Genomic DNA, 12,149 nt, shown 5'->3' on the forward strand with positions numbered 1-12,149 from the left:
ATCGAGCTGGACGCCGCTGGGGGCATGGAACGGGTGAAGCCCGGCGGAGCGCAGGTCGTCGACGAGTTTCTGCATCCGCGGCTCATGGGCCACCGGCGGATGGGGGTAGGGGCCGCTGCAGGGCGGCTCGGTGGGATCCTCACCGCGCTGGCCGTGCACGTGGTACATCTCCTCGGCCCTCTGATACCAGGGCTCGAAATCGGCGTAGCGCAGGGGCCAGGCCGGCGACGTGCCATCGAAGTGGGCGAGCTGCTCGAAGTCCTGCTGGCGCAGGCGGAAATGGGCAGCGCCATACATCTTGGTGGCGCCGCCGACGAAGTAATGGCTGCCGGGCTGGAAGGGCTTGCCGTGCTTGTCGAGCCAGGGATCCTTCGACACATAGCGGTTCTGCTGGAACACCGCCTCGGCGTCCCAGTTCTGGGGCTCCTGGGGCAGCCAGTCGCCCCGCTCCAGCACCAGCACCTTCAGGCCGGTGGGGGCCAGGTGGCGGGCCAGGGTGCCGCCGCCGGCGCCGCTGCCGATGATCACCACATCAAAGTGGGCCCCGTGGCTCACCTGCAGCTGGGCCGGCTCCGGCAGGGGCGAGGTGTGCACACTCGGATTGGCGATCTGTGCGCTGTGGGACGGGGAGCTCATGACGGGGGGGTGTAGCGGTTGAGCTGGTTGAGCATCTTGCAGACCATGGCGCTCCAGCCGGTCTGATGGGAGGCACCGACGCCGCTGCCATTGTCGCCGTGGAAGTATTCGTTGAACAGGATCAGATCGCGCCAGTGGGGATCGCTCTGGAACAGCTCCACGCCGCCATTGAAGGGACGGCGGCCTTCGCCGTTGCGACGGAACAGATCCACCAGCCGTTTCTCCAGCTCCAGGGAGGCCTCCCAGAGCGTGATCCAGTGGCCGGAGCGGGTGGGGAACTCCACCTTGAAGCTGTCGTCATAGAAGTGGGCGAACTTCTGCAGCGATTCGATCAGCAGGAAGTTCATCGGCATCCACACCGGCCCGCGCCAGTTGGAGTTGCCTCCGAACATCGCCACCGGACTGTCGGCCGGGCTGTAGGTGAGGGTCTGGCTCTCGCTGCCTTCGGTGTAGGTGTAGGGGTGCTGTTCGTACACTTTGGAAAGGGAGCGGATGCCGTAGGGGGAGAGAAACTCCTCCTCGTCAAACAGTCGCTCGCAGAGGCGCTGCAGGCGCTCCCTGGGCACCAGGGTGAACAGCACCCGGTCGTTGTGCCAGATCCCCAGGTTCTGCACCATCCAGGAGGGCGTGGTGCGCTCGTGGGTGAACCAGGCCAGGGTGCGGGTGACATCCAGCATCGGTAACCGTGCCACGGTGTCGATGTCGAAGCTCTGCACCGCCAGCAGCGGCACCAGGCCCGAGAGCGAGCGGGTGCGCAGGTAGTCGACGCTGCCGTCGGGCCGTTTGATCACGTCGTAATAGAAGCCGTCCTCCTCGTCCCAGTTGAGGTAGTCGCGGCCGGCAGGATTGTTGAGGCCGATGGCCAGCTGCACGAAATCCACCACGAAGCGCTCGCAGATGTCGGCGTACTCCGGCTCTTCGCGGCTCAGCTCCACGGCGATTTCCAGCAGATTGAGACTGAGCGAGGCCATCCATGCGGTGCCGTCGCACTGCTCGATGATGCTGCCGTCGGCCAGGGGGAAGCGCCGATCGAACACGGCGATGTTGTCGAGGCCCAGGAATCCCCCCTCGAACACGTTGTCGCCGGAGCGGTCGTTGCGGTTCGCCCACCAGCCGTACTCCAGGATCAGCTTGCGCAGGGCCGCCCGCAGGAAGGCCAGGTCGGCGGTGTCGGAGTTCTTGCGATCAATCTGATAGATGCGCATCGCCGCCCAGGCGCCGATCGGTGGATTGGGATCGGACAGGGCCCATTCGTAGGCGGGGGTCTGGGCGTTGGGAGCGGTGTAGTGGGGCTTGCGCAGCAGCATGCACTGCTCCTTGGCGGTCGCCGGATCGAAGATCGCGAAAGCCACGGCATGGAACATCAGGTCCCACTGGCAGAAGTAGGGGTACTCCCAGCAATCCGGCATCGAGATCACGTCGTGGGCGTGCAGCCGCTCCCAGTACGCGTTCTGGGTGTGACGCCGCTGGGCCGGAGGGGGCGTGCCGGTCGGGTCGCCTTCAAGCCAGCGCATCACGCTCCAGCCGTAATACTTCTTGCACCACAGCAGCCCGGCGGTGCCGGCCAGGTGGATGCGCCGGTCGTCCTCGGACAGGCCGGGAACGCGATGCTCGAAGTATTCCAACCACTCCCGTTCGCGCTCGGCGAACAGGGCCGCGACGGCGTTCTCGTCCAGTGCAGGGGCCGGCGCAGGGCCGTCGACGCGGTGCAGGCGCAACTCCACCACCCACTCCTCGCCGGCGGCCAGGGTGCGCTGCAGCAGCCGGCCCGCCTTGCTGCCCTGCAGGGCCGGATTCACCGCCCCGGCTTCGCTTTCGACCACATGGCGATGGAAGCCGTCCTTCTGGAAGGCGGTGGCGTTGGGCTGGCCCCAGAGCCGCTCGCTGTTGGTTTCGTTGTCGGTGAAGATCCAGCGGCCGGGTTCCTCGCAGTCGAGCTGATACACCCCCAGGTGGGGGATGGCATCGGTGACCACCCCAGGGCCGCTGGCGGCATCTCCGGCGCCGGCGATGGGGCGGATCTGGTGTTCGACTTCATCGGGATAGCCCCAGCGCCAGGTGTTGCGCAGCCACAGGGTTGGCAACAGGGTGAGCGGTGCTGATTCGGGGCCGCGGTTGGTGATCCGCAGGCGGATCAGCAGGTCCTCCGGTCCAGCCTTGGCGTAGTCGATGGCGACATCGAAATAGCGGCTTTCGTTGAAGATCCCCGTATCGATCAGTTCGTACTCGGGCTGATCACGGCCGCGGCGACCATTTTCCGCCAGCAGTTCCTGGTAGGGGAAGGCCCGCTGGGGGTACTTGTACAGCCCCCGCATGAAGCTGTGGGTGGGAGTGTTGGCGAGATGAAAGAAGTAGTCCTTGAGATCCTCGCCGTGGTTTCCCTCGGGGTTGCCGAGCCCGAAGGGCCGTTCCTTGAGGATCGGATCGGCGCCGTTCCAGAGGGCCAGCGAGAAGCAGAGGCGGCACTGGTCGTCGCAGAGGCCCAGCAGGCCGTCTTCGCCCCAGCGGTAGACGCGGGAGCGGGCGTGGTCGTGGGGGAAGGAGCTCCAGGCGTCCCCGTCGGCGGAGTAGTCCTCGCGCACGGTGCCCCACTGGCGCTCGCTCAGGTAGCTGCCCCACAGGCTCCAGGGGGCGAGGCCGTGGTCGCGCTCGGCCATGCGCCGGGTTTCCGACGGCGTGAGGGCGTCAATCGCGTCGCGGCCAGGGACGCTGGTGGTCACAGGGCGGCCTTGAGGGCGGCGCCGATGCGCAGGGCGTTGGCGATCACCGTGAGCCCCACCCCCACCGACGGGCAGAAGGGCAGCACGCTGGCATCGACGATCCAGAGGTTGTGCACCTCGTGGCTGCGGCCCTGCAGATCCACCACCGAAGTGGCCGGATCCGAGCCCATGCGGCAGGTGCCGCAGGCGCCGCCGATCACCGGCAGGGGCGCTTCGCCGCGGGGGTGGGTGGGGGCGGCCTTGGCCACCAGGGTCAGGGGATCGGCCTCCACGGCTTTGAGGCAGTCAATCCAGCGGTAGACGAGCCGGTCGTGGGCTTCCCGGTTGTTGGCCGTGTAATGGATCTGCAGCAGGTTGCCCCGCAGGGCGACGCGGTTGTGGGGATCGGGGCGCACGGCGCTCATCGCCCACCAGGTGATCGAGCGGGCGGCCAGCTGCTCAAGGCCGAAATCCGGCAGCAGGCGGGTCACCAGGGAGAGCACCGGCGGCGATTCGGCGAACAGGGCGTCCTGGAGCACCCCGCCGCCGCTCTGGATCGAGCCGAGGGGAAAGTCGACGTTCTTGTCGCCCCAGTAGAAGTCGGTGAGGCCATGGCCGCGGCTGTAGCGGCCCGAATTGGGGGCGGCTGCCAGCTGCAGGATCGAGGTGAGTTGGGGCTTCATCAGATTGCGGCCCACCTGGTCGGAGCCGTTGGCCAGGCCACGGGCGTGGTGGTCGGTGGCGGAGCGCAGCAGGATCTCCGGCGTGCCGATGGCCCCGGCGGCCAGCACCACCTGGTGGCCGCGGAACAGCCAGCGCTGGTGGTCGATCTCCACCTCAACGCCGCGCACCTCCTGGCCCGACGGGTTGACATGCAGCTGCATCACCCGGGCGTGCTCCTTGACCGTGACCCTGCCGCTGGTCCGCGCCGGATCCACGCCGAACAGCTCGGCATCCCCGGTGGGATCGACCGCTGAATCGGACCAGCTCAGCGGCAGGTCGTAGGGATGCAGGCCCTGGCGTTCGAGCGCGGCCCGCAGCTCCACCAGGAAGGGCTCCACCGGTCGCGGTGCGGCGGGATAGGCACTGTTGCGCTCAGGGGCGGTGGGGTCGGCGCCGGCCACGCCGTGCACGCGGTAGAGCGATTCCGCCTGGTCGTACCAGGGGGCCAGGTCGGCGTAGCGCAGCTCCCAGTCGGGCGAGGGACCCTCCTGCAGGGGCACGCCAAGGAACTCCTGCTCGCGCATGCGTTCGAGCACGCCGCCCCAGATCTTGGTGTTGCCGCCGACGGCATGCACCATCTGGGGGGAGAAGGGATCGCCGTCGGTGCCGAACCATTTCTCCTCGGGGTGGTAGCGCGGCCTGCGGAACAGCCCCACCTCGGCCAGGTTCTGGTCGGCCTGGGGCATGACGCCACCGCGTTCCAGCACCAGCACCGTGTGGCCCCCATCGGCAAGGGCGGCGGCCAGGGTGCCGCCACCGGCGCCGCTGCCGATCAGGATCACGTCGTAGTGGGTGTCGTCAATGATCATGGTTCAGGCTCTCCAGACATAGAGCAGCACGAACAGGATGATCCAGATCACATCCACGAAGTGCCAGAACAGGGACGTGGCGATGACGCCTTCTTCCCCACCGGCGTAATTACCGGGGACGAAGGATTTGACCAGCATCAGGCCCATCAGCAGGATGCCGGTGAGCACGTGCAGGCCATGGAAGCCGGTGAGCAGATAGAAGGTGCCACCGAAGGTGCCGGAGGTGAAACCGAACGTGAGGCCGCTCCATTCCACCGCCTGGCCGTAGAGGAAATAGGCCCCCATGGCCATGGTCAGCAGCCAGAAGCCCCGGAACAGCCAGATCTTCCCCTTGCCCTTGAAATGCTCGGCCACCACCATCGTGAAGGAGCTGGACACCAGCACCACCGTGTTGATCAGCGGCATCCGCCATTCCAGGCCGTCCACGCCGGCGGGCAGCCAGTCGAGGGCGGAGAGGCGCAGGAGTGCGTAGCCACTGAAGAACGCCAGAAAGATGACGCTTTCGGAGCACAGAAAGATGATGAAGCCCGTGAGGTTGTGGTTGGCGTGCTGGCCCTCGCCGTAGGCCCCGGACGGGCTGGCGGGGGGGACGGGTGTGCTGCTCATCGGTTGGCCTCCTGAAGGGTGAGTGCGCGTTCGATCTCGGCCTGGTGCTCCACCAGCGGTTCACCGGTGCCGTAGCCGTAGGGGCGGCTGATCACGGTGGGGACGTGCTCACCGAAGTTGTCCTCCGCCGGGGGTGACGGCAGCAGCCACTCCAGGCCGATGGCGTTCCAGGGGTTGTGCGTCGCCCTGGGCCCCCGGGCCCAGGAGCTGATCATGTTGAGCAGGAAGGGGATGATCGAGACCCCCAACAGGAAGGCCCCCAGGCTGGCCAGCACGTTCCAGAAGGCGAACTCCGGGTCGTAGGAGGAGACCCGCCGGGGCATGCCCATCAGGCCAAGGGGGTGCATGGGCAGAAAGTTGAGGTTGGCGCCGACGAAGGTGAGCAGGAAGTGCAGCTTGCCGAGGCCCTCGTAGGGCATGCGGCCGGTGAACTTGGGAAACCAGTGGTAGATGGCGGCGAACACACCCATGACGGCCGCGCCATAGATCACGTAGTGGAAGTGACCCACCACGAAATAGGTGTTGCTGACGTGAATGTCGATGGGCACGGTGGCCAGCATGATGCCGGTGATGCCGGCGAAGACGAAGTTGAACAGGCCGCCCATGCAGAACAGCATCGGGGTGGTGAGCCGGATCTTGCCGTTCCACATGGTGCCCAGCCAGGCGAACACCTTCACCCCGGTGGGCACGGCGATCAGCATGGTGGTGACCATGAACAGATTGCGCATCCACTGGGTCACGCCACTGGGGAACATGTGGTGCACCCAGACGATCAGCCCCAGGCCAACGATGATGAACGATGCCAGGCACACGTAGACGTAGCCGAACAGCGGCTTGCGCGAATAGACGGGGAACAGCTCCGAAAAGATGCCGAACACCGGCAGGATGATCACGTACACCGCCGGGTGGGAATAGAACCAGAAGAAGTGCTGATAAAGCACCGGATCGCCGCCCCCTTCGGGCCTGTAGAACGAGGTGCCGACGCTCAGATCGAGCAGCAGCATCACGGCGCCGCCGGTGAGGGCGGGCAGGCCGATCAGCTGCAGGGTCTGGGCGGCAAGCGCCGTCCAGCAGAACACGGGCATGCGGAAGAAGCCCATGCCCGGAGCCCGCATCCGCAGGATCGTGGTGACGAAGTTCACCGCCCCCATGATCGAGGAGACGCCGGAGAGGGCCACGGCCAGCACCCAGAGGAACTCGCCGTTGATCAGGTGGCCCAGGGGGTTCTGGAGGCTCACCGGCGGGTACGACCACCAGCCGGAGGTGGCCGGGCCACTGGGCACGAAGAAGCTGGCGATCAGCAGGATGCCGAACACCGGCACCAGCCAGAAGGCGGCGGTGTTGAGCCGCGGGAAGGCCATGTCGGGGGCGCCGATCATGGTGGGAATCAGCAGGTTGTTGAGCCCGTTTAGCACCGGAAAGATGAACAGGAACAGCATGATCGTTCCGTGCATCGTGTAGAGGCCGTTGTACACGGTGCGATCCACCAGATCGGCCTCAGGCGTGATCAGCTCGCCCCGCATGATCATGGCCAGCAGGCCACCCACCAGGAAGAAGAAGAAGGCCACCACGATGTACTGAATGCCGATCACCTTGGCGTCGGTGCTGAAGCCGAAGTAACGCCGCCAGGAGGCGGGCGGTTCGGGGGAGAGGGCGGTGCTGGTCATGGCCTCAGGCGTCGTGGGGAAGGGAGCTGGAACCGGGAGCGTTCACCTGGGGCGGCGGGGCCGGCACCACCGTGGGCCAGCCGCCGTGGGGGTTGGTCTGGCGGTCGGCGTACTCGTCGGCCGCGACGCTGAGGCCGCGCTGCAGGGGGGCGGCGGCGGCCTGCTTCAGCCAGGCGGCATGGTCTTCGGCGGTCTCGACCACCACATCGGCCTGGTTGGCGGCGAACCAGGTGCCGCTGAACTGGGAGTCGCGCAGGCGGTAGCGCCCGAGGCGGGTGGGGGTGAGGCTGAAATCGATCGCCCGGCCAGGGATCACGTCCTGCTTGAGCCGGAAGGCCGGGATGAAGAAGCCGTGCAGCACGTCCTCGGAGACCAGGCGGAAGGTGACCGGCCGATCCAGCTCCAGGTGCAGCTCGGTGCTGGAGACGTGCTCGCCGGGATAGCGGAATTCCCATGACCACTGCCGGGCGACCACCTCCACCTGCTCCGCCGGCAGCCGGTCGCCGGGGTACCCCCCCTGCTGCTCCTGGGGACTGCGCAGATGGATGTGCTCCATCGGCCCCAGCACCCCCAGTTCGGTGTTGATCTGGATGGCGTACCAGGCGATGGCCATCACCAGCACGAAGGGGATGGCGGTCCAGATCACCTCGAGACGGGTGTTGCCCTCGATCGGCTCCGCATCGCTTTCGTCGTACTTCTCGGCGCGGTGCACGAGCATCACCCAGGCCATCACCGAGATCACCCCCAGAAACACGAAGGTGCCGACGCCGGTCTCGAAGCTGAACAGGCCGTCCACCAGGGGGGCGGCATTGGAGGCCTGCACCGGCAGCCAGCGCAGGGAGGCGCCGGCCATCCAGACGCTGATCAGGGCCAGCAGGCCGATCCAGACGGCCAGGGCCGCCAGGGCGATGGGGCCGGGGCCGCGTGGGGTGGAGGAGGTCATGGGGAGGGGGCCCTAGGGAAGGGCGGTGCGGAGGTCGGCTCCGCTGGCCAGGAGCTGGTCGGCGGTGATGTGGACGCCGAATTCGGCCGCCAGTTCGGCGCCGAGGGTGCCGTGAAGCCCGATCACCAGGAACAGGGCCAGGCCCACCAGCAGGTAGAGCCACTGCACCTGCCGGCCCATGTCCCGGCGCCACACAAAGCGCTGGTAGCCGCGCCAGACCGTCATGGCGATGATCGCCAGCAGGATCGCCACCCCGCCGACGCCGTGCCAGAGCATGGTTTCCATGCCCTGGAGGCCGATGCTGCTGGTGACGCCGGGTAGGGGCACCGCCAGCAGCATCTCGAAGAAGCCCGCCGCCACGGTGAAGAAACTGACGACGGCGCAGGCCAGCAGGTTGTACCAGCCCACGTCGTGGAAGCCGGCCCGGGTGATCGGCAGGGCCAGGAAGCGGAACACCCGCTTCTCGATCGGGTAAAGGGCACCGACGACGTCGAAGGCGATGGCGATCACGAACAGGCCGATCGTGAAATGAACCAGATTCGGATGGATCGGCAGGCTGTAGGGCAGGTCGTTGGGCCCCAGCCAGTCGCCCAGCTGCTGGATCGGGGCCTCGGCAGGGAGCACGGAGGAGGCCATCAGATCAGCCCGGCCCGGCCGGCGGCCACCACCGGCACCGTGTGCAGGCCGTAGACCCAGATCAGCTGGTTGCCCAGGGTGACCTGCACCACCACCAGCGCGGCCAGCACCCCGCCGGCGGCCAGGAAGGGCAGCGGCAGGGTCTCGGGGTCGCGGTTGCGCAACACATAGCGCCAGCCGGTGAGCACCGAGAGGATGCCGGCCAGGGACCAGCCCAGGGTGCTGTGCAGGTTGAGGATCGAGCGCGAGGCGCCGTAAGGATCAGCCAGGCCCGCTTCCACCTGGCCGAAGATGATCGCCACGAAGATGGCTCCTGTGGCGAACAGCAGGTTCCAGAAGCTGACTTCAAACAGATTCGGTCGGCGCAGCACAACGCCGATGAGATCGAAGACCACGCTGATGACCGCCATGGCGATGACGAAGTGGACCACGATCGGATGGAGGGTGTCCATCCAGGGCAGGTTGTGATCATTGAGGGCTGGCAGCAGTTGCTGCATCGGGCACCGGCCACGGTGGGCTCCTTCACCTTGGCCAGACCCCGGCGGCTGGCCTGGGTCTGTGAGCTTTTGCTACAGGATTGTCACCATATCCCGACCTTCAATCCTTGTCGCTGGCGCCGAAGGCCTGCATCAGGGCGTCACCCCAGCTGTTGATCGCCTCGAGCTGGTGGTCCGGGGCGCTGCTGACGGAGGCTGCATGGGCCTTGAGCAGGGTGGCCTTGCTGAAGTTGTGGCCGTTGCTGCTGGCCAGGTCCACGACGTCGTCGAGACCGGCCGCAGCGTGGAGTTTCTGGCGCAGCTGCCCATCGGCGGAGACGCTGCTGACGAAGGCCTGCAAGGCGGAGAGCGACACGGGGAGAGAGCGAGTGAGGATTTCTGCATCCTCGCAGGGCAGTGCTCGCGGGTCTGCCAATTGCCCCTAGTTTGAACCTAATCCTGTTGGCCGCGCCGATGGCGAAGGAACGCTTCTTCCTTGAGCTGGAGCCCAGCGACGCCGAGATGAAACGCTGGCCCCACGTGGTGATCGTGGGTGGCGGTTTCGCCGGCCTCAAGGCGGCCCACCGGCTTGCCGGAAAGCCGGTGCGGGTGACGCTGGTGGACAAGCGCAATTTCAATCTCTTTCAGCCGCTGCTGTATCAGGTGGCTTCCGGCCTGGTGTCCGAGGCGGATGTGGCCACGCCCTTGCGGCAGATGCTGGCCAAGGCGGCCAACGTGCAGGTGCTGCTCGGGGAGGTCGTCGATCTCGACCCCACCGCCCGGGAGGTGGTCTTCAACGATCGCCGCCTGCGCTACGACAGCCTGATTCTCGCCACCGGCTCTGGAAGCACCTACTTCGGCCACGAGGAATGGCGCGAACTGGCTCCGCCGATGAAGATCCTCGAGCATGCCGACGAGATCCGGCGACGTCTCCTGTCGGCCCTCGAGGAAGCGGAGCAGACGCCAGACCCAGACCGTTGCCGCTTCCTGCAGTCCGTGGTGGTGGTGGGTGGTGGCCCTTCCGGTTGCGAGCTGGCGGGGTCGATCAACGAATTGATGCGCCACGCCTCACGCCGCGATTTCCGACATCTTGATCCCCGGGTTTGTCGGGTGGTGCTCGTGGATCCCGGTGATCGGGTGCTGCGTGCCATGGACCCGGTGTTGTCCAAGGCGGCGGCCGATTATCTGGGTTCCCGTGGCGTCGAGCTGGTCCTTGGTGGACGGGTGCAGAGCATCGAGGCGGGCCGCCTCACGGTGGCCTTCAAGTCGCCGCCGCCGGGAGCCCCCGCCGAGCGGGTGCTGGAGGCGGCCACCATCTGTTGGAGCGCCGGGGTGCGCGCCTCCCACCTCGGCAGATTGCTGGCGGATCGCACAGGCTGTGCGGTCGACCGCGGCGGGCGGGTGGTGGTGGAGCCTGACTTCTCGATTGCCGGCCATCCCGAGATCCGGATCGTGGGCGATCTCTGCACCTACACCCACACCATCGATGGCAAGCCCCTGCCGGGCATGGCCGGACCGGCGGTGCAAATGGGCGGCTGGGTCGCTCTGGATCTGCTGGCCCAGCTGAAGGGACAGCGGCAGCCCCCCTTCCGCTGGTTCGACTTCGGCAGCATGGCGGTCATCGGTCCCCTCTGCGCCGTCGCCGACCTGCGGGGCCTCAAGTTCACCGGGCCCCTCGGGTGGTTGCTCTGGGGCCTGGCCCACCTGGCCTTCATGCCGGACAACGAAAATCGCATCACCCTGCTCACCAAGTGGCTGTGGATGATTGCCACCAACCAGAGCGCCAGCCTCCTGATCACCGGCCGCTCCGATCAGCACATGGGTGTGGAGGTGGGTCTGGAGCGGGCGGAACGGGAGCGTGACAGCCTGGCGGAGCCAGCGGCGGCCTGAGCGGGGCGGCACCAGGCCAGCCCCGCTGGCCCCAACACTCAGAGGCCCGGGCTGCTGTGCATCAGGCCCCCATCGGCGAAGATCGTGGTGGCGGTGATGTAGCTGGCGGCGTCGCTGGCCAGGAAGCCCACCACCTTGGCGATCTCCTCCGGCTGGGCCATGCGGCCCATCGGGATGGCGGCGTTGAGCTTGGCCAGCAGCTCGGGATTGTTCATCGTGGAATCGTTGATCGGTGTGGCCACGGCGCCGGGGCCCACATTGACGATGGTGATTCCGTGGGGCGCCAGCTCCAGGGCCGCGGTGCGGGTGAGCATGCGCACGCCGCCCTTGGCGCAGCAGTAGGGGGTGTTGTCGGGCATCGGCCAGTCCTCGTGCACCGAGGAGATGTTGATGATGCGGCCGCCGCCCCCCTGGGCGATCATCTGTTTGGCGGCGAACTGGGTGGCGAAGAAGACGCCGCGCAGGTTGACATCCAGCACCTTGTCGAAGTTGTCCGGGGTGGTGGTGAGGATCGACGTGCGGGTTTCAATGCCGGCGTTGTTGATCATCACATCGAGCCGACCGTATTTCGCCACGGTGGCGTCCACCAGCCGCTGCAGGTCATCGAGCTTGCCCACATCGGCCTGAACCCCGAAGCTGCTGCCGCCATAGGCGCCGATTTCACGCTCGAGCTCTTCGGTGGCTTCGGGATGGGAGCGGTAATCGATCACCACCTTGGCGCCGAGTTCGGCGAGATACTCCACGATCGATTTGCCGATGCCGCTGTTGCCACCGGTGACGATGGCGACCTTGCCCTGCAGCAGGGTGGAGAGGGCCTTGCCGGCCAGGGGGTTGGAGCTCGTCATCGGGTGGGGCCAGCAAAGGAATGTGGTGGGACATCCACGGGCCCATCCTAGGGACGACCACCGATCAGGCCCGCCGTATGAATGGTGTCAGCATCGGAAACTCATCACCAAGATGCAGGGGGCATGGCATCACCCCTTAGGGCCCCTAGTCTGATGCGGAACTGAGCGGAACCAGCCCGATGGACGGCGATGCGTTGCAGGAGCCGGACGGGAACAGCA

Annotated in this window: 11 protein-coding genes; 1 reads left to right on the forward strand and 10 read right to left on the reverse strand. The window is 66.9% G+C overall.

All coding sequences use genetic code 11. From position 1 onward, the window contains the following. The 9 genes from KBZ04_RS08180 to KBZ04_RS08220 form a co-directional block, all read right to left on the reverse strand. On the reverse strand, positions 1 to 636 hold a 636-nt coding region (locus KBZ04_RS08180), incomplete at its 3' end, for an FAD-dependent oxidoreductase (RefSeq protein WP_409995952.1). Beyond that, complete coding sequence (locus tag KBZ04_RS08185) at positions 633 to 3,293, reverse strand: MGH1-like glycoside hydrolase domain-containing protein (RefSeq protein WP_254991469.1); 2,661 nt, start codon at positions 3,291 to 3,293, stop codon at positions 633 to 635. The genes KBZ04_RS08180 and KBZ04_RS08185, both read right to left, overlap by 4 nt. Positions 3,294 to 3,352: 59 nt before the next feature. Continuing rightward, a complete protein-coding gene (locus tag KBZ04_RS08190; protein WP_254991460.1) occupies positions 3,353 to 4,867 on the reverse strand; it encodes a GMC oxidoreductase in 1,515 nt (504 codons plus the stop codon). 3 nt (positions 4,868 to 4,870) lie between these two features. Next, positions 4,871 to 5,473 (reverse strand): heme-copper oxidase subunit III, encoded by a 603-nt coding sequence (locus KBZ04_RS08195; RefSeq protein WP_254991461.1) that lies wholly within the window; start codon positions 5,471 to 5,473, stop codon positions 4,871 to 4,873. Continuing rightward, the gene (locus tag KBZ04_RS08200) at positions 5,470 to 7,140 is read right to left on the reverse strand and encodes a cbb3-type cytochrome c oxidase subunit I (RefSeq protein ID WP_254991462.1); all 1,671 of its coding nucleotides are present in this window, start codon (positions 7,138 to 7,140) and stop codon (positions 5,470 to 5,472) included. The genes KBZ04_RS08195 and KBZ04_RS08200 overlap by 4 nt, the downstream gene beginning before the upstream one ends. Positions 7,141 to 7,144: 4 nt before the next feature. Then, complete coding sequence (locus KBZ04_RS08205) at positions 7,145 to 8,083, reverse strand: cytochrome c oxidase subunit II (RefSeq protein ID WP_254991464.1); 939 nt, start codon at positions 8,081 to 8,083, stop codon at positions 7,145 to 7,147. A gap of 12 nt (positions 8,084 to 8,095) precedes the next feature. Further along, complete coding sequence (locus tag KBZ04_RS08210; protein WP_254991465.1) at positions 8,096 to 8,719, reverse strand: DUF2231 domain-containing protein; 624 nt, start codon at positions 8,717 to 8,719, stop codon at positions 8,096 to 8,098. Continuing rightward, positions 8,719 to 9,216 (reverse strand): DUF2231 domain-containing protein, encoded by a 498-nt coding sequence (locus KBZ04_RS08215; RefSeq protein ID WP_254944904.1) that lies wholly within the window; start codon positions 9,214 to 9,216, stop codon positions 8,719 to 8,721. Before KBZ04_RS08215 ends, KBZ04_RS08210 begins: the two co-directional genes overlap by 1 nt. Positions 9,217 to 9,316: 100 nt before the next feature. Further along, positions 9,317 to 9,571: a Nif11-like leader peptide family natural product precursor gene (locus KBZ04_RS08220; RefSeq protein WP_254991466.1), complete on the reverse strand. Its 255-nt coding sequence runs from the start codon at positions 9,569 to 9,571 to the stop codon at positions 9,317 to 9,319. A 98-nt stretch (positions 9,572 to 9,669) separates the two neighbouring features. Here KBZ04_RS08220 and KBZ04_RS08225 point away from each other — a divergent pair, with 98 nt between their 5' ends. Beyond that, positions 9,670 to 11,085, forward strand: coding sequence for an NAD(P)/FAD-dependent oxidoreductase (locus KBZ04_RS08225; RefSeq protein ID WP_254991467.1), 1,416 nt, complete (start codon positions 9,670 to 9,672; stop codon positions 11,083 to 11,085). A 38-nt stretch (positions 11,086 to 11,123) separates the two neighbouring features. Here KBZ04_RS08225 and KBZ04_RS08230 read toward each other — a convergent pair whose 3' ends face one another. Then, the gene (locus KBZ04_RS08230) at positions 11,124 to 11,930 is read right to left on the reverse strand and encodes an SDR family NAD(P)-dependent oxidoreductase (protein WP_254991468.1); all 807 of its coding nucleotides are present in this window, start codon (positions 11,928 to 11,930) and stop codon (positions 11,124 to 11,126) included. Positions 11,931 to 12,149: the final 219 nt, after the last annotated feature.

Origin of the sequence: Cyanobium sp. N5-Cardenillas, from assembly GCF_024345515.1 — a bacterium.
Taxonomy (GTDB): domain Bacteria; phylum Cyanobacteriota; class Cyanobacteriia; order PCC-6307; family Cyanobiaceae; genus Cyanobium.